At 59.8% G+C, this 22,137-nt stretch carries 25 protein-coding genes; 10 read left to right on the top strand and 15 right to left on the bottom strand.

Features of this window, described 5'->3' with window-relative positions; all coding sequences use genetic code 11:
- Window positions 1–36: 36 nt before the first annotated feature.
- Window positions 37–390: a hypothetical protein gene (locus DY250_RS05490; RefSeq protein ID WP_115611417.1), complete on the top strand. Its 354-nt coding sequence runs from the start codon at window positions 37–39 to the stop codon at window positions 388–390.
- A 33-nt stretch (window positions 391–423) separates the two neighbouring features.
- Here the strand turns inward: DY250_RS05490 and DY250_RS05495 are convergent, their stop codons facing one another.
- Window positions 424–987, bottom strand: coding sequence for a cytochrome b562 (locus tag DY250_RS05495; protein ID WP_115611418.1), 564 nt, complete (start codon window positions 985–987; stop codon window positions 424–426).
- A 97-nt stretch (window positions 988–1,084) separates the two neighbouring features.
- On the opposite strand from DY250_RS05495, the gene creB reads away from it, so the two are divergent.
- Window positions 1,085–1,750 carry a two-component system response regulator CreB gene (gene creB, locus DY250_RS05500; protein WP_115611419.1) on the top strand — a complete coding sequence of 222 codons (666 nt, stop codon included), beginning with the start codon at window positions 1,085–1,087 and terminating at the stop codon, window positions 1,748–1,750.
- Between the two features lie 181 nt (window positions 1,751–1,931).
- Here creB and DY250_RS05505 read toward each other — a convergent pair whose 3' ends face one another.
- Window positions 1,932–3,020 (bottom strand): ABC transporter substrate-binding protein, encoded by a 1,089-nt coding sequence (locus DY250_RS05505; protein ID WP_245951043.1) that lies wholly within the window; start codon window positions 3,018–3,020, stop codon window positions 1,932–1,934.
- Window positions 3,021–3,098: 78 nt separating this feature from the next.
- Between DY250_RS05505 and cutA the strand changes: the two genes are divergently transcribed.
- The 4 genes from cutA to mutY all read left to right on the top strand — a co-directional run bounded on the left by cutA (window position 3,099) and on the right by mutY (window position 6,763).
- Entirely contained in the window at window positions 3,099–3,434 is a 336-nt protein-coding gene (cutA, locus tag DY250_RS05510) for a divalent-cation tolerance protein CutA (RefSeq protein ID WP_115611420.1), read from the top strand.
- A 146-nt stretch (window positions 3,435–3,580) separates the two neighbouring features.
- Entirely contained in the window at window positions 3,581–4,201 is a 621-nt protein-coding gene (locus DY250_RS05515) for a LysE/ArgO family amino acid transporter (RefSeq protein ID WP_115611421.1), read from the top strand.
- 193 nt (window positions 4,202–4,394) lie between these two features.
- Window positions 4,395–5,738: a sodium-dependent transporter gene (locus tag DY250_RS05520; RefSeq protein ID WP_115611422.1), complete on the top strand. Its 1,344-nt coding sequence runs from the start codon at window positions 4,395–4,397 to the stop codon at window positions 5,736–5,738.
- Window positions 5,739–5,740: 2 nt separating this feature from the next.
- A complete protein-coding gene (mutY, locus tag DY250_RS05525; protein WP_115611423.1) occupies window positions 5,741–6,763 on the top strand; it encodes an A/G-specific adenine glycosylase in 1,023 nt (340 codons plus the stop codon).
- A gap of 217 nt (window positions 6,764–6,980) precedes the next feature.
- Here mutY and DY250_RS05530 read toward each other — a convergent pair whose 3' ends face one another.
- From DY250_RS05530 to DY250_RS05580, 11 genes are all read right to left on the bottom strand, one after another.
- On the bottom strand, window positions 6,981–7,562 hold the full coding sequence (locus DY250_RS05530; protein ID WP_115611424.1) for a tetratricopeptide repeat protein: 582 nt from the start codon (window positions 7,560–7,562) through the stop codon (window positions 6,981–6,983).
- Window positions 7,563–7,582: 20 nt separating this feature from the next.
- Window positions 7,583–8,152: a peptidoglycan-associated lipoprotein Pal gene (gene pal, locus DY250_RS05535; RefSeq protein WP_115611425.1), complete on the bottom strand. Its 570-nt coding sequence runs from the start codon at window positions 8,150–8,152 to the stop codon at window positions 7,583–7,585.
- Between the two features lie 37 nt (window positions 8,153–8,189).
- Window positions 8,190–9,446, bottom strand: a complete 1,257-nt coding sequence (gene tolB / locus DY250_RS05540; RefSeq protein WP_115611426.1) for a Tol-Pal system beta propeller repeat protein TolB — start codon at window positions 9,444–9,446, stop codon at window positions 8,190–8,192.
- Window positions 9,447–9,528: 82 nt separating this feature from the next.
- Window positions 9,529–11,271: a cell envelope integrity protein TolA gene (gene tolA / locus DY250_RS05545; protein WP_115611427.1), complete on the bottom strand. Its 1,743-nt coding sequence runs from the start codon at window positions 11,269–11,271 to the stop codon at window positions 9,529–9,531.
- The gene (locus DY250_RS05550) at window positions 11,268–11,726 is read right to left on the bottom strand and encodes an ExbD/TolR family protein (RefSeq protein WP_006986159.1); all 459 of its coding nucleotides are present in this window, start codon (window positions 11,724–11,726) and stop codon (window positions 11,268–11,270) included. The genes tolA and DY250_RS05550 overlap by 4 nt, the downstream gene beginning before the upstream one ends.
- On the bottom strand, window positions 11,723–12,442 hold the full coding sequence (tolQ, locus tag DY250_RS05555; protein ID WP_115611428.1) for a protein TolQ: 720 nt from the start codon (window positions 12,440–12,442) through the stop codon (window positions 11,723–11,725). The genes DY250_RS05550 and tolQ overlap by 4 nt, the downstream gene beginning before the upstream one ends.
- Window positions 12,443–12,513: 71 nt before the next feature.
- On the bottom strand, window positions 12,514–13,524 hold the full coding sequence (gene ruvB, locus DY250_RS05560) for a Holliday junction branch migration DNA helicase RuvB (protein ID WP_040389319.1): 1,011 nt from the start codon (window positions 13,522–13,524) through the stop codon (window positions 12,514–12,516).
- A gap of 5 nt (window positions 13,525–13,529) precedes the next feature.
- Window positions 13,530–14,129 (bottom strand): Holliday junction branch migration protein RuvA, encoded by a 600-nt coding sequence (gene ruvA / locus DY250_RS05565; protein WP_115611429.1) that lies wholly within the window; start codon window positions 14,127–14,129, stop codon window positions 13,530–13,532.
- Window position 14,130: 1 nt separating this feature from the next.
- Window positions 14,131–14,655, bottom strand: a complete 525-nt coding sequence (gene ruvC, locus DY250_RS05570; protein ID WP_115611430.1) for a crossover junction endodeoxyribonuclease RuvC — start codon at window positions 14,653–14,655, stop codon at window positions 14,131–14,133.
- On the bottom strand, window positions 14,656–15,390 hold the full coding sequence (locus DY250_RS05575) for a YebC/PmpR family DNA-binding transcriptional regulator (protein WP_115611431.1): 735 nt from the start codon (window positions 15,388–15,390) through the stop codon (window positions 14,656–14,658). It lies immediately after the preceding gene.
- 50 nt (window positions 15,391–15,440) lie between these two features.
- Window positions 15,441–16,379, bottom strand: a complete 939-nt coding sequence (locus tag DY250_RS05580; RefSeq protein ID WP_115611432.1) for a DMT family transporter — start codon at window positions 16,377–16,379, stop codon at window positions 15,441–15,443.
- On the opposite strand from DY250_RS05580, the gene DY250_RS13655 reads away from it, so the two are divergent.
- Window positions 16,355–16,735, top strand: coding sequence for a hypothetical protein (locus tag DY250_RS13655; RefSeq protein WP_147293457.1), 381 nt, complete (start codon window positions 16,355–16,357; stop codon window positions 16,733–16,735). The two genes, DY250_RS05580 and DY250_RS13655, sit on opposite strands and share 25 nt — an antisense overlap.
- On the opposite strand, the gene DY250_RS05585 is transcribed toward DY250_RS13655, so the two are convergent.
- The gene (locus tag DY250_RS05585; protein ID WP_115611433.1) at window positions 16,725–18,482 is read right to left on the bottom strand and encodes a bifunctional chorismate-binding protein/class IV aminotransferase; all 1,758 of its coding nucleotides are present in this window, start codon (window positions 18,480–18,482) and stop codon (window positions 16,725–16,727) included. The two genes, DY250_RS13655 and DY250_RS05585, sit on opposite strands and share 11 nt — an antisense overlap.
- 162 nt (window positions 18,483–18,644) lie before the next feature.
- On the opposite strand from DY250_RS05585, the gene DY250_RS05590 reads away from it, so the two are divergent.
- Window positions 18,645–19,514 carry a DUF2167 domain-containing protein gene (locus DY250_RS05590; protein ID WP_172542224.1) on the top strand — a complete coding sequence of 290 codons (870 nt, stop codon included), beginning with the start codon at window positions 18,645–18,647 and terminating at the stop codon, window positions 19,512–19,514.
- Window positions 19,515–20,015: 501 nt separating this feature from the next.
- On the opposite strand, the gene trmA is transcribed toward DY250_RS05590, so the two are convergent.
- The gene (gene trmA / locus DY250_RS05595) at window positions 20,016–21,083 is read right to left on the bottom strand and encodes a tRNA (uridine(54)-C5)-methyltransferase TrmA (protein WP_115611435.1); all 1,068 of its coding nucleotides are present in this window, start codon (window positions 21,081–21,083) and stop codon (window positions 20,016–20,018) included.
- A gap of 23 nt (window positions 21,084–21,106) precedes the next feature.
- Here trmA and DY250_RS05600 point away from each other — a divergent pair, with 23 nt between their 5' ends.
- Complete coding sequence (locus tag DY250_RS05600; RefSeq protein ID WP_115612781.1) at window positions 21,107–21,625, top strand: hypothetical protein; 519 nt, start codon at window positions 21,107–21,109, stop codon at window positions 21,623–21,625.
- A gap of 110 nt (window positions 21,626–21,735) precedes the next feature.
- Window positions 21,736–22,098: a hypothetical protein gene (locus DY250_RS05605; RefSeq protein WP_115611436.1), complete on the top strand. Its 363-nt coding sequence runs from the start codon at window positions 21,736–21,738 to the stop codon at window positions 22,096–22,098.
- Window positions 22,099–22,137: the final 39 nt, after the last annotated feature.

Genomic DNA, 22,137 nt, shown 5'->3' on the forward strand with positions numbered 1-22,137 from the left:
TCATATATCTCAAACCGCTAAACCTCTGGGGTCATCATGAAGAATCTGGCTGATTATTTGAAAACCATCACCAGCACCGCTGTTTATGAAAAGCAGGAATTGTTCGGCAAAATCGGCAGCCTGCTCAGTTCCAATGCCGCCTTAATTACGGTGTTGTCGCTAATTAACAAGTGTCCGCGCCCGAAGATCATCGCGTATTCCGCCGCCACTCTTACGCCGCGCGCTTATAACGGTATGGTGGCGCTGGTGGAAGAGGCGATCCGCCACAATTCGCCGATTCAGCAATCCATCCACCGCGATGTGTATATTGCCGAAAAGGGTGATGTGGACTGGCTGATGATTATTCAGGAAGGCGAAGGCGAGGCTGCCAAGTATTTTGTGTTTTATTGATAGAAAAGCCCCGTTGCGGGGCTTTTTTTATGGTCATTCCAGGCGGAACATTTTGTTGCCGCTTTGTCGCAGTTGGTCGAGAACCTGCAACTGTGCTTTGGCAGCGTCAAAATCACCTACCTCCACGTGGCCGCGCAGTGTGGCGACTTCTTGACGGAATTGCGCCAGTTCATCCACGTAGACTTGCTGCTGGCTGTTCGGTACGTCGCGACCGAGGCCCAGTACTTGGGCTTGGTCGGCGTAAGCGGAGAGGAGATGCAGCGGTCCGGCCATTTCTTCTACGGAGCCCGCCCGTTGCAGGGCGCGGAAGTTCCGGTTGAGCAATTTCATGGTTTGCTGTGCGTTGGCGCCGTCGTATTTTTGCGGCGCGGGCAGTTTGTCGGTGGCTACCGCTTCCTGCACTGTCGTGACCGGCGCGGCGGTTTCCTGTGTGGTCGTGCTGTCTGCGCCTGTGCTGACGGTGCGGTTGGTGGTGATGGTCGATGTGGTCGTAACTTTGGAGGGCGGGGTGGGTTCGGCCATGTCCACCGCGTTGTCATTATAGGCCAGCGCGGGGGCGCCAAGGGCGAGTAAAAGTGGCAAAAATGTTTTTTTCATGGTTTACCTCTTTGGTTGTCGCCTGCCGGTATGCAGGCGCGGGCTATCTTAGTCCTCCGCCCTGAACGGCCGCTTAACGCCACGTTATAATCCGGCCATGAAACAGATTCTTTTGATTGAAGACGATCCCGCCATTGCCGATCCGCTGACTTACGCGCTGGCGCGCGAGAACTGGCAGGTCGTTTGGCACGATACTGGCATCGCCGCCCTTGCGGCCCTGCAACAGCAGGCGTTCGACTGCATCATTTTGGATGTCGGCCTGCCGGATACGGACGGCTTCGAGCTGTGCCGCCGCATTCGCCGCGACTGGGCGACGCCGCTGATTTTCCTTACCGCGCGCAATGAGGAGGTGGACCGCATCGTCGGCCTCGAACTTGGTGCGGATGATTACTGCGGCAAGCCGTTCAGCAGCCGCGAGCTGATTTCGCGCATCAAGGCGGTGTGCCGCCGCAGTGAAGGGCAGGGTAGGGCAGCCGCCGATGTCTGGCAGGTGAATGAAAGCGCGCAGACGATTGCCTATCACGGGCAGATGCTGGATCTCACCCGCTATGAATTCCGCCTGCTGCGTCATCTGCTCGCCCACGCCGGGCAGACTTTCGACCGCGACCAGCTGGTGAACACGCTCTGGGACCACCCCGACCATATCGATAACCGTACTGTGGACAGCCATATCAAGACGCTGCGCCAGAAACTGCGCGCCATCGCACCGGACGCCGACCCCATCCGCACGCGGCGCGGTTATGGCTATGTGCTGGAACGCTGAAGCGAGCCGGAATCCCGCCTGGTGGTCACGTTTACCCGGAATGCAAGAAGCGGGCCTCGCCAAGCGGCGTAGTTACTGGGCCCGCGTAGATGCAGGATCTTTGAGACGTTGCAGGCAGCGTCTCTACATTTTTCTTCTATCGTAGCGCTATCGTGCTATTTCAAAAGCCGTCAAAAGGCTTTTATCCCCTCTTCCGTCCCTCCGCAATCCCTTCCCCCGCAAGCGGTGGAAGGAACATTCTGTGCCAAGCAGCGCCATCACCGGGTCCGTCAATTCGTGTGAGTGTTTGCGGTCTGCGGTAGAACAATCCCGCATCCGGCACTTTGCCGCCGGTAATTTTCGCATTCAGTGCATGCAGTTCGGTGTAAAAATTGAGCAGTTCGCTATCAATGCTCGCAGCGGGAATGGCAGCAAAGCGCGAATGCGGGATGGCCTCCGCCAGCGCTTCTTTCGGGAAGGGCAGATATTCTGCGGCGAGGGCGGCGGTTTCCTGCGGGTTCTCTTTGCTCCAGGCGACGGCGGTAGTGAGATCCTCGTTGAGGGCGGTGATGAAATCTTGGTTGTCGCGGATGAAATCGTCGGTGAAGAGCAGGCCGGCGATGGGCACGCGCGGCGCAGTGCCGAAGGCTTTGCCCCACAGTTGCTGCACGTCCAGCGCGCGCACGATCTCCCTGTCTTTTTCTTTGCCCTTGATTTGCGCGAGGCTCAGGAGCGGTTCGGGCAGCATGGCGCAGTCCACCTTGCCGCTCAGGAACATCACCAGCGCTTCTGGCGGCGTCGCGGTGTAGTGGATGTTCGCAAATTCAAGCCCCGCTTTTTTGTAGAGGATTTGCAGGAGCAGGTCGGGCATGTCGTTTTTGAAGGGGATGACGACGCTGTGCGTGGCAAGCTCGGCAAGGCTTGTTACCAACGGCTTGCCGGCGGCGATTGGCGCGGCGATGTAGTTCAGCCCCTCACTCATGATGTTGAAGAGTTTGACCTTTTTGCCCTGGTTGTAGAGGTTGGCGGCGACATAGCTCGGCACGATGGAGGCGGCGATGTCGCCATTTAGCAGACCGGCACGGAGCTGGTCGGGGCTGCGCCAGATTTGCACGGTAAACGGGCGGATGTCTTTTGCCTTGCCGTCGCGGGCGGCGATGGCGAGCAGCACGCTCGGCGTGACCGGCGGCCCCCACAGGGAGAGTTTGTTGCCCGTTTGCGCGGAGAGCGGCAGGGACAAGGCGGCAAATGACGCGGTAGCAGTGGTAATAAATTGTCGTCTTTTCAGCATGTTATCATCTCCAATGTTGTTGAGAACTTTTATTATATGACAATAAGCGTGTTTTTTTGTTGACCCGTGAGGTTTGCCATGAATATTGAATTGTGTCTGGTGCTGACGACGGTTGCCAACCGCGACGATGCCGCGCGGCTGGCAGATGCCCTGCTGACGGCGCACCTCGCCGCCTGTGTGCAATGTGAGGCGATCGAAAGCCGCTACTGGTGGCAGGGCGAGCTGTGCTGCGATGACGAGGTGCGGCTGGTGATCAAAACGGCGCGGCATCTGTATGCGGTGGTGGAGGCGTTGCTTCTGGCGCAGCACCCGTATAACTGTCCGCAGATTGTCTGCGTGAATGTGGACGCCGTCAGTACCGCTTACCGCGATTGGGCGGCCGGGGTCTTGTCAGCGGCGGCGGATATCGGATAAGGAGATGCCAAGCGGCATAAATACCGGGCTCGCCAAGCGGTGTCATTACTGGGTTCGTCAAGCGGCGACGTTACTGGCCCCGTCAGCGTCCACGGGAGAGGCTTTGTCGTGTATAAAGCATTTTTTCAACCCTCACAGGCCACATCATGCACACCATTATTCAAGGTTTTCTCGTCTCCGGCGGGCTCATCATCGCCATCGGCGCGCAAAATGCCTTCGTCCTTAAACAGGGGCTGCGTTGCTGGCACGTCCTACCCATCGTCCTCACCTGTTTTTTCTGCGATTTTCTCCTCATCAGTGTCGGCGTCTTCGGCCTCGGCGCACTCATCAGCCAGAGCCGCACGGCTTCGGTTGCGCTGGCTTTCGTCGGTGCGCTGTTCCTGTTCGTTTATGGCGCGCAGGCGTGGCGCAGTGCATGGCGTGGCGGCGAAGCGCTGGTGGTGGACAGCGACGGCACGCAGGGAGGTGTCTGGCAGGCGGTGCTGCTGACGCTTGCCATCACCCTGCTCAATCCGCACGTCTATCTCGATACGGTGGTCATCATCGGCGGCATCGCCGGCACTTTGTCGCCACTGGCGCGGGGCCTGTTCCTGCTCGGCGCGGTGAGTGCCTCCGCCTTGTGGTTCTTCGCCCTCGGCTACGGCGCGCGCCTGCTGATTCCGCTGTTCCGCCGCCCCGTCACCTGGCGGCTGCTCGATGTCGTTATCGGTCTCGTCATGTGGGGCATTGCCTATGGTCTGGTGAGTTACGGCATCAGTTTGCTGTGATTGTGGGGGATATAGTCGTTTCAAATAGGGCTGAGACAAGGCGGCGAGCCGAAGACAGTACAGATAGTACTGCGCGATTTTTATGGGCGTCCGGTCAGGCTCGCCAACACCGTATCAGCCCTATTTGCAGCGACTATGGTGGCGGAAGCGGGCATAATGTCGCCCCTTTCCACCAAACATTCCGTCATTACTCATGAAAAAAACGCACGATAACTGGACTTCCCGCCTCGGTTTCATTCTCTCTGCCGCCGGCTCCGCCATCGGCCTAGGTGCCATCTGGAAATTCCCTTATACCGCCGGTACCCACGGCGGCGCGTTGTTTTTCCTGTTCTTTACTGTCATGACCTTCCTCGTCGCCGCGCCCGTGCTCATCGCCGAATTTGTCATCGGCCGCCACAGCCGCCACAACGCCATCCAGGCTTTCCACCGCATCCGTCCCGGCAGCGCCTGGCCGCTGGTCGGCTGGCTCGGTGTCATCACCTGCTTCGTCCTGCTCTCGTTTTACAGCGTAGTCGGCGGCTGGGTCATTGCTTACCTCTATCACGGCCTTATCGGCGACCTGAGCGCAGGCACGGATTACGGCAACTTCTTCGGCGCGATGATTGCCAACCCCACTGAGGCCGTCCTCTTCCAAGGACTGTTTATGGTCGCGACCATCTACGTCGTCAGTGCAGGCATCAGCCAAGGCATCGAAAAGGCGAACAAATACATGATGCCCGCCCTGTTTGTCATGTTCCTCCTTCTTGCCGTGCGCTCGCTGACCCTGCCCGGCGCCTGGCAGGGTGTGGTTTTCCTGCTCAAACCCGACTGGTCGTATTTCACCGGCGAGACCCTGCTCGCTGCGCTGGGGCAGGCCTTCTTTGCCCTCAGTATTGGCGTCTCGGTGATGATTACCTACGCCTCCTATCTGCGCGATGATTACGACCTGCTGCGCAGCGCCAACAGCATCGTGTGGATGAATCTCGCCATCTCGCTTCTTGCCGGCCTCGTCATCTTCCCCGCTGTCTTCGTCCTCGGCTACCAGCCCGACCAGGGCCCCGGCCTGATTTTCGTTATCCTGCCCGCCGTCTTCGCTAAACTGCCGCTCGGCGTGCCGCTCTTCGTCGTCTTCATGGTGCTTGTTCTCTTCGCCACCCTGACCTCGGCCTTCTCCATGCTGGAAAATATCGTCGCCGTGCTCGCCTACAAAAAACCGCACACCCGCGCTCGCTACACCCGGGCCATCGGCAGCGCCATCTTCCTCTGCGGCATCCCCTCGGCGCTGTCCTTTGGTCGTCTCGCTGACATTAAACTCATCGGCGAACGCGGCATCTTCGATACCCTCGATCACCTCGTCACCGGCTGGTCAATGCCGCTTGGTGCGTTGCTGATTGCAGTCTTCACCGCTTGGGCCTGGCGCAAAAACGCAGTGCGGCAGGAAGCGATGACCGGCAGCACCCTGCCCGTGTGGCTGTTTAACCTGTGGTACTTCCTCGTGTGCTACCTCGCGCCGCTCGCCATCATCGTCGTTTTCCTGCACGGCATCGGCATTATCTGAAAATGCCTCTGCTGTCCTTTGCCGCCCGCATTGCCGCCTGGCAGACGCGGCATGGCCGCCACCACCTGCCGTGGCAATGTGACGACCCTTACCGTATCTGGCTCTCGGAAATCATGCTGCAACAGACGCAGGTGGCAACCGTGCTCGTCTACTACCCGCACTTCCTCGCCCGCTTCCCCGACGTCGCCGCACTGGCCGCTGCCGCAGAAGACGACGTGCTCGCCTGCTGGTCGGGGCTCGGCTACTACAGCCGCGCGCGCAACCTGCACCACGCCGCGCAGCAAGTGATGCGCGACTACGGCGGGCACTTCCCCGCCAACCGCGCCGCGCTTGAAACCCTGCGCGGCGTCGGGCGCAGTACCGCCGCCGCCATCGCCGTCTTCGCCTACGGCCACAAAGAAGCCATCCTCGATGGCAACGTTAAACGCATTCTCGCCCGTCACGCCGGCATTTACGGTGCGCCGGAGCGCCCTGCCACACAGCAGGCATTGTGGGCGGCAGCCGAAGCCTGCCTGCCGGACGACGCCGCTACTCTGCGCCGCTATACCCAGGGCCTGATGGACCTCGGCAGCGCCATTTGCACGCGCAGCCGTCCGCAGTGTGGCGCCTGTCCCATCGCTGCCGACTGCTATGCCCTTGCCCACGATGCTACCGCAGTACTGCCGGAAAAACGCCGTCCTAAAACCAGGCCGGAAAAAACGACCGTGATGCTACTCGCCCACTGCGGCGATAGCGTCCACCTCTACCGCCGTCCCGACAGCGGCATCTGGCGCAGCCTGTGGTCATTACCCGAATACGATGATGCAGATGCCGCCCTGCACGCCGCCCGCCGGCTCGGTAATATCACCACGCAACGCCTCCTGCCCGTCATCACCCACACCTTCACCCACTACACCCTGCACATCACCCCGCTTGCTGTGCAAATCGGACACCCTGCCAATCCGGCCGACTGGCTGCCGCGGGAAGCTGCACTCGATAAAGGCTTGCCCGCACCGGTACGTCGCCTGCTGACGACGATAGGGTAGAAATGGGCTTGAGCCCGTCGCCAATATTGGCATCTTGGCAGGTTCAGTACACGCAGCTTGGCGGGTTCAGTGTTACGCTGCTTGGTGAGACCAGTGTTTACGCCGCTTGGCAGTTCCAGCATTGATGCCGCTTGGCGGGTCCAGTACACGCCGCTTGGCGCGATAGGTATAAAAAAGCCGAAGCGGGGCTTCGGCTGTCGGCTTGATGTCGTGCGCTTTATTGCAAGGCGCTGACGCCTTGGCTGGCCAGGGTATCGGCGTCAGCCGTGCGGCCGAGGGCGCGCAGGCTTTCCACCAGTTTGTTCAGCGCCGCTTGTGAGCGTTCGCCGTTGGGCTGGGCTTTGAGGTAGGCACCGAGGTAGCGGCTGGCCATGTCGAAGTTGCGCTGCATGTAGTAGGCATCGCCCAGCCAGTACTGGGCGAGCGCGGCTTCATTGCCGCTGGCGCTGCCGCTGTTCAGATATTGTTCGAGGGTGCCGATGGCGCCATTCAGGTCGCCGGCACGGTATTGGGCAAGGCCGGTTTCGTAACCGCCGTCGCTTTGCTGGCTGCCCTGCGGGGCTGCTTCGCCACGGCGCGCAGTTGGCACGGCGGAAACGCCGCTCGGCAGGCGGGGACTTTTGCCGACTTCGTCGATGCGCACTTTTATGGAGGCTTGGTCGCTTTCTATCTGTTTGATGCGGTTGTTCAGTTCATCCACCTGGCGGCGGGTGGCGGCGAGTTCGGCCGGATCAACAGTGGCACAGCCGCCAAGGGTAAGGGCCAAGGTGATGAGGGCGATGCCGGTATGTTTTTTCATGGGTGCTCTCCTGTGGTTTCTCAGTACATGATGACGACACGGCGGTTCTTTGCGTAGTCTTCTTCGCTTGAACCGTAGGCAGCAGGGCGTTCTTCACCGTAGCTGAGAACGCGCATTTGTTGCGGTGCGACGCCCTGGGCGGCGAAGTGTTCTTTGACCGAGTAGCCGCGCCGTTCGCCGAGGCTGATGTTGTATTCGCGGGTGCCGCGTTCGTCGGTGTGGCCTTCGAGAACGACGTTGGCTTGCGGGTGTGCGCGCAGGTAGGCGGCGTGTTCGCGGATGACGGCTTCGGAGCGGCTGTCGATGGTGCTGCTGTCGTAGGCGAAATAGATGATGCGGTCTTTGTCTGCCGCTTGCGGCCCGCCGGTGACGTTGTGTCCGTATTGCGGGTCGTTGTAGTAGTCGGCGGTGCCGGCGTTGCCGCGTCCGTAGCTGGTGTTGCTGCCATAGGTGGCGCCGTCGCCGTAGCCGCCCATGCCGTCTGCGCCCGCGCCAGCAGCGCCTTCCTCGCCTTCGAGGCCGTAGGGGCTGGAGCAGGCGGCAGCGAGCAGGGTGAAGAGGAGGGTACCAAGGTAGTGTTTGCGTTTCATTGTCGGGTCTTCCTGTTGTTGTTTTTAGTAGATGGGATTAGGGGCGGGTATCCGGGCTCCAGGCCGGGTCACGCAGGCGGCCGTTCGGGTCGGACAGGGTTTGTGCCACGCCGCCTTTGCTGTTGATGACTTTGAGGACGGATCTGCCGCCTTCTTTGGTGGCATAGATGATGAGTTGGCCGTTTGGGGCAAAGCTCGCGCCTTCGTCAAGGCGGCCATTGGTGAGCGCGTCAAAGCGTTTGCTGGCGAGATCGTAGGTGCCGATTTGGTAACCGCCGCCGCTTTGCCGGGTGAGGACGAGCGAGCTGCCGTCTGGCGAGAGATCACTGTTGGCACTGTAGCCGTTGCCGGAAACGACGCGTTCGGCAGATCCGCCATTGCGGCCCATCCGGTAGATTTGCGGGCTGCCGGAGCGGTCGGAGGTGAAGTAGATGTAGTTGCCGTCCGGCGAGAAAGCGGGCTCGGTGTCAATCGCGCTGTGGTCGGTCAGGCGGGTTTTGCTACCGCTGGCAAGGTTAAGCAGGTAGATGTCGGGGTTGTTGTTGTCCGACTGCACAAAGGCGAGGTAGTTGCCATCCGGCGAGAAGGCCGGGGCGCTGCTGATACCGTTGCCTTGGGCGACGACGCGGCGGCCACCGCCGAGTTCCTGGATGACGATTTGCGCGTAGTGGTTGGCATAGGTAACAAAAGCAATGGCGCGACCGTTCGGTGCCCAGGACGGGGAAAGGATGGGCTCGGAGGAGGTGTAGAGTTCGCGGCGGTTGGCGCCATCCACGTCGGAGACGATGAGGCTGTATTTGCGGCCGTTTTTGCCGCCCTGTTCGAGGATGTAGGCGAGCTGGGTCCCGAAGACGCCGCGTTTGCCGGTGAGGCGGTAGAGGATCCAGTCGGAGACTTGGTGCGCGAGCTGGCGCGCATCGGCGTCGCTGAGGTTGTCGCTGGCGAGCACGCCGCCGGCGTTGATGTCGCCGAGGCTGAACTGGCCGCTGCTGCCGCCCTGCATGTTGCCGGAGACGACGTAATCCGCACCGGCCTGTTTCCAAGCAGGGTAGTTGTCGGCACCGGCGGCAGGGAAGCTGCCGGGGTCAAGCGGCTGGAAGAGGCCGGTTTTGTGCAGGTCGCTGGCGATGAGGTAGTCCATTTTGACGCCCGGATCACCCTGTATGGGCAAGATGGCGATGGGGCGGGCGGCGACTTGGGCGCCGGAAACGTTGACTTCGACTTGGGCCTGTGCGCTGAACCACGGGAGGAGCAGGCTGAGGCCGAGCAGTTTCCATTTGTTGCTGTGTTTCATAAGGTTCACCTTGTGTTGGGGTTATGGTTGCGAGGGGCGCGCATTGTAGCCGCTTGTGGCGGTTGCGGCAGTGAATGTGCGGTTAGGGGTCAAAGTTGGCGATGATGCCATCGGTCACGAGGGCTTCAACGGCGCCGGGATGTTTCGGCAGTGGCAGCGGTGAGGCATCGTGCACGGCGCGCAGGGCGGCGTCGTCGAAGAGTTTGTTGCCGCTGCTTTGTTTGATGGCGGCTTTGGTGACGTTGCCTTTTTTATCAAGCTTCACGAAGAGTTTGACTTTGAGGTTGCCCGGTATGTTTGGCGGCAGACGCCAGAATTTTTTCATTCTGGCACCAAGGATATTGGTGCCGAAGTCGCCGAGAGCGGCTTTGGCTTCGGCGCTTTCTTTGCCGGCGGCTTTTTCGGCATCGCTATCAAGTTCTGCGGCAAGGCTCGCCATTGCCGCTTTTTTGTCGGCTTCTGCTTTGGCTTTGGCAGCAGCTTCTTCTTTAGCCTTTTTCGCAGCGGCTTCTTTGGCGGCTTTTTCTGCCGCTGCTTTTTCGGCGGCCGCTTTTTCTTTTGCGGCTTTGGCGGCAGCTTCTTTTTCCGCCTTGGCTTTTGCCGCTGCCGCTTCTTTGGCCGCCTTTTCTGCCACTGCTTTTTCAGCAGCGGCTTTTTCTTTCGCGGCTTTAGCGGCAGCTTCTTTTTCCGCCTTGGCTTTCGCCGCTGCCGCTTCTTTGGCCGCCTTTTCTGCCGCTGCTTTTTCGGCAGCAGCAGCTTCCTTGGCTTTAGCTGCTTTTTCAGCGGCGGCTTTTTCTTTTGCTGCTTTAGCCGCTGCTTCTTTTTCGGCTTTGGCTTTAGCTGCTTTTTCGGCGGCAGCTTTTTCTTTTGCTTCTTTGGCCGCTGCTTCTTTCTCGGCTTTTGCTTTAGCTGCTTTTTCGGCAGCCGCTTTTTCTTTTGCTTCTTTGGCTGCTGCTTCTTTCTCGGCTTTTGCTTTAGCTGCTTTTTCGGCAGCCGCTTTTTCTTTTGCTTCTTTGGCTGCTGCTTCTTTCTCGGCTTTTGCTTTAGCTGCTTTTTCGGCAGCCGCTTTTTCTTTCGCGGCTTTGGCGGCAGCTTCTTTTTCCGCCTTGGCTTTTTCAGCGGCACGTTTTTCAGCAGCTTCTTTGGCCTTCACAGCTTTTTCTGCAGCGGCTTTTTCGGCGGCAGCTTTTTTCTCAGCCTGTTCGGCAGCGCGTTTTTCTGCAGCGGCTTTTTCAGCGGCAGCTCTTGCTTCTTTGTCGGCTTTGGTCTTGGCAGCGGCGGCTTCGCGCGCTTCTTTGTCCGCCTGTTCTTTGGCGGCTTTGACTTCCTGAGCGGAACGTTCTTTGGCGGTTTGTTTGGCAGCAGCGTCTTGTGCGGCTTTTTCAGCGGCTTCGCGGGCTGCTTCTCTCGCCGCTTGTTCGCGTGCGGCTTGTGCAGCGGCAGCCTGGCGTGCAGCTTCAGCGCGACGTTCGGCTTCTTCTGCTTTGCGCTGTTGTTCTTCTTCGGCGCGGCGCGCGGCTTCTTCTTCCCGCCGTCTGGCTTCTTCGGCTTGTCGTTCGGCTTCGAGGCGGGCGCGTTCTTCGGCTTCTTGTCTGGCGGTGATGTTGTCGAGGGTGTTTTGCAGGGTGCGCGCGTCCACGATTTGGGTGGCAATGGGCTCGGCGTAGCTGTTTGGCGGCGGGGTTTTGCCGCCGTCAATTTCAATGGGATGTTCGCGGCCAAGCAGGAAGATGAGGATGAGGCCGAGGACGCCGAGGATTATGCCCGCGATGCCGCCCAGTTTTTCTTGCCGGAGGATGTTTTGTGGTTGGCGGCTTTCTCTCACTGCGCTCTCCCTGCGCCGTTTTCTGGGGGCTGCTCGGTGACGAGGCCGACTTTTTTGGCGCCGCCTTGTTGCAGGAGGACGATGCCGTCGATGACGCGGTTGTAGTTGGCGTTGGTATCGCCTTGGACGAGGACAGGCAGGTCCGGGTGCTCGGCGAGCGCCTGGGCGGTCAGCGCGGTCACGTCTTCCGGCAGCAGCGGCTGTTTGCCGTTGCCCCGGTTCAGGTAGTAGCTGCCGCTTGCATCCACGCTGAGGATGAGCGGCAGGGTGTCGTTACCGGCGTCAGCAGGCATTTCGAGGGTGTCCGAGCTGGTGTCGGGCAGGTCGATTTCGATGCTTTGCTGGTGGATGAGCGGGGCGGCGATCATGAAGATGACGAGGAGCACGAGCATGACGTCGATGTAGGGGACGACGTTCATTTCGGCTTTGAGTTTGTGGCGGCGGTTGCGGCTCATGCGGGTTTTCTCTGTTGTCTGCGCTGGTAGTCGCGAGCGAGGAGGATTTGTCGCTGCAAGAGGTTGGAGAATTCTTCGATGAAGGCGTCGTATTCGACGACGAGGGTTTCGGAGCGGGCGACGAAGTAGTTGTAGGAGAGGACGGACGGGATGGCCGCGAGCAGGCCGATGGCGGTGGCAATCAGGGCTTCGGCGATACCCGGCGCGACGCTTGAGATGCTGGCGGTTTTTTCGCCGCCGATGGCGATGAAGGAGTTCATGATGCCGTACACGGTGCCGAGCAGGCCGATGTAGGGTGCGGCGGAGCCGATGGTGGCGAGGACGTTCAGGCCGCGTTCTTGTTGGGCGGTTTCGCGGTTATGCGCGGCGGTCATGGCGCGGCGGCAGTTGTGGACGATGACGTCGGGGTCTTCGAGGTTGTTGCCGTTGAATTGGGTGAATTCGCGGAAGCCGTCGATGAAGATGCGTTCGATGCTTTCGGGATGGCGTTTTTCGTAGTTGGTATAGAGGATTTCGAGGTCGCTGCCGGACCAGAAGGTTTGGTCAAATTCGCGGTTTTTGCGGCGCAGGCGGATGAATTGGACGTATTTTTTGCCGGTGAGGTAGAGGGTGCTGAGGAACATCAGGAAGAGGATGGCCATGATGACTTTGACCGGCATGCTGGCGTTGCTGATGAGATGGGTGACGGATAGGCCGGTTTGTGCGGTGGGCTCCAAGGTGGTCTCCTTTTTGGCTGGATGAGCGGGGGATTGCGGTAGTGTAACGTAAGGACTTTGCCGTGTGTGCGTTACGGTTTGGGCATTTCTCTGCCGAGGTGGGCGTAGGCGCGGGCGGTGGCGACGCGGCCGCGCGGGGTGCGTTGCAGGTAGCCTTGCTGGATGAGGTAGGGTTCGACGACGTCTTCAAGGGTACCGCGTTCTTCGCCGATGCTGGCAGCAAGGGTGTCGAGACCGACCGGCCCGCCCGTGAAGTGGTCGATGATGATGGTAAGCAGGCGGCGGTCGAGGTTGTCGAAGCCGAGGCCGTCAATGGCGAGCAGCGACAGGGCTTCATCGGCAATGGTGCGGGTGATGACGCCGCTGCCGCGCACGTCGGCGTAGTCGCGCACGCGGCGCAGGAGGCGGTTGGCGATGCGCGGGGTGCCGCGCGCGCGTTTGCCGATCTCTACCGCGCCTTCGTCTTCCATTTTTACGCCGAGCAGGTGGCCGGCGCGCAGCACGACTTCGGTCAGTTCGCTTTCGCTGTAAAACTGCAGGTGCTGGGTGATGCCGAAGCGGTCGCGCAGCGGTGCACTGAGCAGGCCGCTGCGGGTGGTCGCGCCGACGAGGGTAAAGGGTTTGATCGGCAGGATGATGGAGCGCGCTGCCGGGCCTTCGCCGATCATGATGTCGATGCGGTAGTCTTCCATCGCCGAGTAGAGAACTTCTTCAACGGCGGGGGAGAGGCGGTGGATTTCGTCGATGAAGAGGACGTCGTGGCTTTCGAGGTTGGTCAGCATCGCCGCAAGGTCGCCGCCTTTGTCGAGGATGGGGCCGGATGTCTGGCGCAGGTTCACTCCCAGTTCGGCGGCGATGATGTTCGCCATTGTCGTTTTGCCGAGGCCGGGCGGGCCGAAGAGCAGGACGTGATCCAGGGCTTCGCCGCGCGCGAGTGCCGCTTCGATGAAGATGGTCATTTGCGCTTTCAGCGCGCTTTGTCCGATGTATTCGGCGAGGCGCTTGGGGCGGACGGCTCGTTCGACGGCCTGTTCGTCGTTGCCCTGGCTGGCGCCGTGGATGAGGCGGTCGGATTCGATCATGGCTTTCATGGTTTGCCGGTGAATTTGAGTTGCAGAGCGCGGCGGATGAGGGTGTCGGTATCGGCGTCGTCATCACCGCCGACGCGTTCGATGAGTTGCGCCGCCTCACCAGGTTTGTAGCCGAGGGCGATAAGGGCTTCTTCGGCGTCCAGCTTGGCGGATGAGGGGCGGATGATGCCCTGGCTGCTGGCTACGCCGACCGGCAGGCGGGCGACGCGGTCGTTCAGTTCGATGAGTAGGCGTTCGGCGGTTTTTTTGCCGACGCCGGGCAGTTTTATCAGTGCCGCGCTGTCCTGGTTGCGCACGATTTGCGTCAGCATATCGACGTCAAAGCCGGAGAGGATGAGCAGGGCGATTTTCGGACCGACGCCGCTGACGCGGATCATTTCGCGGAACCAGCCGCGCTGTTGCAGGGTGAGGAAGCCGTAGAGGTAGTGGCCGTCATCGCGCACGGCATGATGCACGAACAGCGCCGCTTCCTGCCCTTCATGGACGCGTTCCAGAACCGCAAGCGGCACGGAGACTTCATAGCCGACGCCGCCGGTTTCGATGATGATTTGTCCGGCCTGTTTGAGCAGGACCGTGCCGCGCAGGTAAGCGATCATTCTAAGTCTCCCAGGTAGCGAGCAGGCCCGCCTGCTGTTGCCGCTTTTGCGTTTGCAGATGGTGCGCGTGGGTGAGGGCGACGGCGAGGGCGTCGGCGGCGTCGCTTTGAATCACGCCGCTGCGGTTTAGCAGTATCTTCACCATATGCTGCACCTGCGCTTTTTCCGCACCACCCTTGCCGACCACCGCCTGCTTGATGCTTTTCGCCGCATACTCGGCGACGGGCAATTGCGCCAGTACCGCCGCACAAATGGCAACGCCGCGCGCCTGCCCCAGTTTCAGCGCCGAGTTCGGATTCTTGTGCACAAAAATCGCCTCAATCGCAAACTCCTGCGGGCGGTACATGCGGATCAGCTCGCTGATACCCTGATGAATCATCATCAGGCGCAGCGGCATCGCTTCATCCGCGAGGCGGATACAGCCGCTATCGACATAGCGCACCTCCTGCCCCGTGACATCAATAATGCCGTAACCGGTGACGCGCGAGCCGGGGTCAGTGCCGAGAATGCGACGGGTAACAGCCATCTAGCCGGCAAAATCTTCAGGAAAATCGGCGTTGGTATAGACGCTTTGCACATCGTCCAGCTCTTCCAGCCGCTCGATCATGCGCATCACCTTGTCGGCGTCCTCGGCGGAGACGGGCGAAAGATTATCGGCGCGCATCGTCACCTCGCTCTCATCCGGGGTATAACCGGCGGCGACCAGCGCGTCATACACCGCCGCATAATTATCCGGCGACGTCAGCACCTCGGCACCGTTCTCATCGATTTCCAAATCATCCGCGCCCGCATCCAGCGCCACTTCCATAAAAGCGTCCTCATTCTCGACCTTCTCGAAAAAGAGCACACCGCGCTCAGTGAACTGGAAAGCGACCGAGCCGGAGGTGCCGAGATTGCCGCCTGCCTTAGTGAAAGCATGGCGCACCTCGCCGACCGTGCGGTTCTTGTTGTCTGTCAAACAGTCAACCATTACCGCGATGCCGCCCGGACCGTAGCCCTCATAACGAATCTCCTCCATCTGCGCGCCGCCGAGTTCGCCCGCGCCGCGCTTGATGGCGCGATCCATCGTGTCTTTCGACATATTCTCGGCCTGCGCCTTGGTGATGGCGAGACGCAGGCGCGGATTACTGCCGGGATCCGAGCCGCCGTGGCGCGCGGCAATCGTCAACTCGCGAATCAGACGGGTGAATACCTTGCCGCGCTTGGCATCTTCCTTTGCCTTCTTGTGCTTGATATTCGCCCATTTACTATGACCGGCCATAAAAATCCTCCAATAAAAAACAAAATAAAAGAAACAGAAAGGCGCGTATTCTAGCTTTCAGGCAATAACCCACGCAAACGCGCCGCGCCCCACTCCGAAGCGACAATCCCCGCTGCGACCAGCACAAGCGCGATCAGCACATAGCCGCCCAAGCGCTCATCGGCAAACACCGCCACCCCGACCAGCGCACCGAACACCGGCAGCAAATTCATGGTGAGCGCCGCCCGTCCCGCGCCGATGGCAATCACGCTCTCCATATAAAATAGTTTCGACAAAATCGCAATAAATACCGTCACATAGACGAGCAGCAGCCAGGCCTGCCACACAGGCAGACGGAACCCGCGCGAGAGGCCTTCCCAGAGAAAAAACGGCACGGACACCACCACTGCCGCGACGCACATCGCCCAGAGCAGGCTCGCCCAATGCACTGCCGGGGCGCGACGTAGTGCCAGCGAATAACCCACATAAATTGCCGATGTCACCAGAGCCAGTGCATCGCCCTGGGCCAGCCCCGTATCCAGCAACGTGCGCGGATTGCCCTTGCTCACCACCCAGACCACGCCGGCAAACGACAGTGTCACCCCCAGCCATTGCAACGGATGCGCCCGCCCGCGCAGACAAAAGACCTCGACCAGCAGCACCATCACCGGAATCAGGGCGGTGATAATCGACACATTGACCACCGACGCACCACGCGCAAACGCGCTGTACAACACAATATTAAAAAGCGCGAAACCGCTGCCGCCGACGACCAGCAGCCATCCTGCCCGCCGCTTGAGCACGGGCAAATCATGACGAATCCGCGCACGGAACAGCCACGACAACAACGCTGACGCCAGCACCCAGCGCCAGAAAGTGAATTCATACGGCGTCAGCCAGGCCTTGCCGAGCTTGCCGGTGACATTACTCGTCGCCCAAAAGAGCGGCGCCAAAAAAAGCATGACATACGGATGCGGCAGGCCGTTTGCCTGCCAAAAACGAAAAGACACAGGAAAACCCTCATAAGAAAAAACGGCGGAATCATACCAAGCCCGCCCCGCCGGAAAAATCCGGTTGTGCGATGGCAGTACAAAGAGATTATTGGGCAGCTATGCACCGCTCGCACGCGCTATGGCAGAGCGAGAAATGCAGAGACGTTGCTGCAACGTCTCCAAAATCAAGAAACTTCGGCATTTATTCCGCTTGGAGGCCTGCGATTCCACCGCTGGATGATGCCTGTTGGCAGTCTGCGATGATCCAGAAGGACGGCGATCAGCAGTCATGCGGTTTCGCGCAGGTGGAACGTCGCTTCTCGCGGATGGTAATGCCGCCACATGAGGAAGCCTGCCATGACCTTATTCCTTGATGATGTGATCCACCCGCATCATTCCGCGCAGACTGTTGCAGAGGATGACGGCCTCGGCGCGGGCGAGGTCGGCGGTGGTGAGGACGCGTTCGCAGAGCGGTCCGCCGCCGAGCGGGAGCGGGTTGGCCAGGAGGCGGGCGCGCCGGATGCCGGGCAGGATGTCGGCGGCAAGCGGCGGGGTGTACCAGGCGCCGTCAAGACGCAGGATGAGGCTGCTGCGGCTGCCTTCGAGCAGTTCGCCGCGTGTGTTGGTGAGGATGGCATCGAAGGCGCCGCGCGTGGTGGCGCAGGCGAGGGCGCGGTCATTCATGACGCGGTGGCTGGTTTTGTGGCGGCGCAGCAGGTCGCGCACGGGCAGCGCTTCGGGGTAAAGGTAGCAGGTGACGGTGGCGGGTTGCTCGTCCAGCGGGTGCTCTCCGATGTCGTGACGGCCATCGGGGTGCAGGGTGATTTTCAGGCGGTGTGGGGCAATGGTAGCCGCGATGGTGCGTTGTACGGCAGCCTGGATGACAGCGATGTCGCAGGGGATGGCGAAGGTGGCGGCGCTTGCGGCAAGGCGTGCGAGGTGGTTGGCAAGAAACCGTGCTTGCCCGTCTGCAACGAACAGGGTTTCGATGAGGCCGAAGTCGGGCAGGGCGTGCAGGAAGGCAGCTTTGGTTTGGCATTCGCGGTATTCGTCGGCAGCGTCGCTCAGGATGGTGATGCCGCCGCCGACGCCGAAGGTGGCGTTTTCTTCGTTTATTGCGAGGGTGCGGATGGCGACGTTCAGGCGCAGGCGGTCACGCTCAACATAGCCGAGGGCGCCGGTGTAGATGCCGCGCGGGCTGGTTTCAAAGCGGTGGATGAGGCGCATGGTGTTGTGTTTCGGCGCGCCGGTGATGGAGCCGCAGGGAAAGGTGGCGTGCAGGATGGCGGCGGTGCCGGTGCCTTGGCGCAGGCGGGCGTTGACGCGGCTGGTCATTTGCAGGACGCGGCCATGCCGCTCGACGTGGAAGGGCTGTTCGACGTTCACGCCGAAGGGCTCGGCGAGGCGGCTCAGATCGTTACGCAGCAGGTCAACAATCATCAGGTTTTCGGCGCGGTTTTTGGGGTCGGCGGCGAGGGTGGCAGCTGCCGCCGTGTCCGTGGCATCGTCGCCTGTTGCGGGCGCGGTGCCCTTCATCGGCAGGGTGTGCAGCAGGCCGCCGTCGCGGGCGAGGTAGAGTTCGGGCGAGAGGCAGAGGGTGTAGCCGTCGTCGGGATGCCAGGCATAGGCGGCGTAAGGCGCGGGCTGGCGGGCGCGCAGGCGGCGGTAGAGGGCGGCGGGCTGGCCGTAGGCTGCGCCATGCAGGCGGATGGTGTGGTTGATTTGGTAGCTGTTGCCCGCGCGCAGTTCTTCGTGGATGGCAGCGATGACCGCGGTATAGGTGGCAGGGTCGCTGTCGGCGTGCAGGCCTGCCAGGCCGGCGGGAGCACCGTCGTCCTGTGTGGCCAGCCAGGCGTCAATAGCGTCGCCATGCAAATGGTGCAGCGCGGCGTACCAGTCAAGGGCAAGCGGTGCGGCAGGAGCAGCAAGGCCGAGCAGGGCATGGCCGAATTCGTAGGGGATGCGCAGGGTGGCATGCAGGCCGCGTGCCCAGCCGTCTGCCAGCAGTTCGTCCAGTTCGTCAAGGCGGGCGGCTGGCAGCAGGATGCGGGCGCGGTGATCTTGGTAGAGACGGGCGCGGTTGGCGCGGGCGTCGTCAAGGAGGATAAAGGTGTCGTTCATGCAGGTATTGTAACGATGGCGTGGCTGACCCGCTTGGCTAGTCAGTCGTTTGCTTATTGGCAGATGCTCAATTGTGATAACCCAATCATGAAGAATCGGTTATAGTTTCCGCCCCGCTTACGGGAATTTTGTGCAATTTTCTCTATGGTTAAAGGAAAAATAATGAAGAAGTTTTTGATGGCAACTGCCGCTTTTTTTGTCATTGCCGTGCCGCTCTGGGCGCAGAAGAGTGATGCTGAATTGGAAGCTCTGATCATGCAGAACTCCCAAGTCGGGCCACAAACAATTGATTTGGGTAGCGAGGCGACGTTGCAATTACCCGCCGGCATGACGTTTATTAAAAAAGACGCCGCCAATAAAATTATGGAAGCCTATGGCAATGGTTCAGATCCTGACCGTTACGGCATTATTATGGGGGACGAAGGCTGGTTTGCCGATTTGAATTATGTTGATAGTGGTCATATTAAAGACGATGATGCCCAACAACTCAAAGGCGATAAAATCATGAAGATGATGAAAGATGCCGAGAAAGAGGGTAATAAAAGCCGACGTGAACGCGGTGTTCCAGAGCTTTATCTGGATGGTTGGGCACAGGAACCGAGCTACGACAGCACCAATCATCGCCTGATTTGGGCCGTTAAAGTGCATTCTTCTAATGACCCCAGCCCAACTATCAATTACAGCATTATTGCCTTGGGACGTAAGGGCATGATGGACATGACGATTGTTAATAGCGAAGACAAACTGAATGAAATCAAAACCAGTGCTAATGAATTATTGGCGGCTATTACTTTCAAGGATGGTAACCGTTATAGTGATTTCAATCCCACAACTGATAAAATTGCCGAATATGGTTTGACAGCATTAGTCGCTGGCGGTTTGGCCGCGAAGAAATTCGGCCTCTTTGCCATTATCGGTGCCTTTATCCTGAAATTTGCCAAGATATTCGCCATTGCCGGTGTGGCTTTGCTGGTTGGTCTGAAAAAGCTGTTTTCTATCCGCCGTCGTCGCGATGAAGATGATTGGAAATGAAATGGTTTCGGTAAAAAACGGCGGTTATTCCGCCGTTTTTTTATGGTTGTCTTTGGATGCGCTAAGCGGCGCAAACACTGAACCTACCAGGCAGGATAGTCGTGCGGTTTATGGAAGGGGGCAGGGCGGCCGCCAAGCGGCGTAAATACTGGGTCTGCCAAGCGGCCATAGGTATCTACCTATCTCGCAGCGAGAAAAATCTCTTATAAAACAATGAACAATCCCTCCTCCCGCTTGCGGGAGGAGGTGTCGCGAAGCGACGGAGGAGGGCAAAAAAGGCCAATCTGTCCCGCTTGCCGAGATTCATCCTGCGGACGAACACCCTCACCCCTGCCCCTCTCCCGCAAGCGGGCGAGGGGTTCCTCTTCGTTTTTGCAGCTATTTTTTGGCTATTGAGATGTGTAGATACCTATGGTTAAGCAGCGCAAACACTGGGTTTGTCAAGAGAGAGGCTTTTTATGCCGTGCAAGTGCCTTATCAACGGATATGTGTCTGCCCCGCTCAACGTCGTTCCAGCAGTACGCCGCTTTCGATGTGCGGGGTGAAGGGGAATTGATCGAAGAGGGCGCAGGCACTGATGCGGTGCGTAGCGTCCAGCACGGTGAGATTGGCAGCGAGGGTTTCCGGGTTGCAGGAGATGTAGAGGATGCGCGGAAAGCGGGCGAGCAGGGCGAGGGTTGCGTCATCGATGCCTGCGCGCGGCGGATCAACAAAGACGGTATCGAAGTTATAGGCAGCAAGCACAATGCCATCCTGTTGCAGGCGGCGGAAGCTGCGCTCACCGCGCATCGCCTCGCTCAGTTCTGCCGCCGAAAGGCGGGCGACGGCGATGTTGGTGCAGTCATTCAGAAGGATGTTTTCACGCAGGGCGCGGATGCCGCTCTTGCTCACTTCGGTGGCAAGCACGCGGCGGTAACGCTTCGCGAGCGGCAGGGTGAAGTTGCCGTTGCCGCAGTAGAGTTCGAGCAGGTCGGCTTGCAGGTTGCCCGCCTGCTGGCAGGCCCAGGCGAGCATTTGCGCGCAGACGGCAGCGTTTGGCTGGCTGAAGCTGTTTTCGTATTGGCGGTAGTGGAAATCCTGCCCGCCGACATGGAAGGTTTCCTGCACGAAGTCGTGGCCGAGGATGATTTTCTGTTTGCGGGCGCGGCCGATAAGGCTGACGCCGAGCGTGGCGGCGAGCGTTTGCGCTTCCGTCTGCCAGGCATCATCCAGCGGGCGGTGATAAACGAGGCTGACCATCACTTCACCCGTTTGCGCGGCGTGAAATTCGGCCTGAAAGAGGCGGTAGCGCAGGGCGGGACGGTTGCGGATGGCGGCCATAAGCGGCGTCATCAGACGGTTGATGGCCTCACAGGCGGACGGGAAACTGTCGCAGCGGATACGCTCTCTGGTAGCGTTGGTCATGGCAAAGTAGCAGTCATCCCCATCATGCCAGACGCGGAATTCGGCGCGCATCCGGTAGCCCACCGGCAGCGAGGGATACACGGCGGGCGGCGGAGCGGTGAAGGGGGCGAGCAGGGCGGCAAGGCGCGCGGTTTTTTCGGCTAACTGGCTTTGGTATGCTGGCATGCGGTTCTTTCAGGGAGTCTTTGATGCTGAACATTGTATGTTATGTGGGTATTTTCAGCCTGCTTGCCAGCGGGTGCAGTACGCCGCAGCCTATTCGCCCACCGTTTACCGCCGAGGCTTCGGCGCAACAGGCGTTTATTGAGTTTGCCGAGAAGTCTGCCGAACCGCCGGCGCGCAATGTGCTGTTCACCCTGCGGCAGATGGTGCAGAACCGCGAGATCGTGCGCGGCGGCTGCTGGGATTATCTGCATGCGGGCTTCAACCGCGCCGGTATTCCTACCAAGCGGCGGCAGGTGTTGTTTTCCGGCACCCTGCGCGGTGGGCCGTATGCCCCGGCGGAGCTGTTGGAGCCGGGCGACTGGCTGTATTACGTCAACCATTCGTATAACGACATCGAGCACAGCGGTGTGTTTATCGGCTGGACGGATTATGAGCGGCGGCAAGGGCTGATTTTGAGCTACGCCGGCGAGGGTCGGGGCGAGCCGGGACGCTATAAGGTCTATGATTTATCGCATGTGTATCAGGTGACGCGGCCGCGCTGAAGAGGCAGGCGGTTTTTGTCAATGGTGAATGAAAAGTTAGAATGCTGCCCGTCCTGTAATTCTGATGAGTTGAGGATGTTTTTTCTTTTTAGATTGACAAGGAGTTTTCCATGCCGCAAAACCGGACTGGCCCGGAACGCGCGCCGTACAAGATATCCATTATGGTGATTTACATCTTGTATATCGTCAGTTTCGTGGTGCCGTTTACTTCTTTCGTTGGCGTCATCATGGCGTACATCCAATGCCGCGATGAGCTCGGAATGTTGCTCTACGGCGACCACCTGCGTTATCTGATTAAAACCTTCTGGATAATGTTTGTGGGCGTCATTATCGGCATCGGGCTGTTTGCGGTTGGCATTAGCTTCGGCTTCATCCTGATTGCGGTGGGGCTTCTCTTCCTGGTGCGCTCGATATACGGGCTGGTGAAATTATTGAGCAATGGACCGGTCAATCCCGCCAGCTGGCTGATCTAAGCTTCTGCAATAAAAAAGCCCCTTGCGCAAGAAAGGGGC

Origin of the sequence: Cardiobacterium valvarum (assembly GCF_900460955.1) — a bacterium.
Classification (GTDB): domain Bacteria; phylum Pseudomonadota; class Gammaproteobacteria; order Cardiobacteriales; family Cardiobacteriaceae; genus Cardiobacterium; species Cardiobacterium valvarum.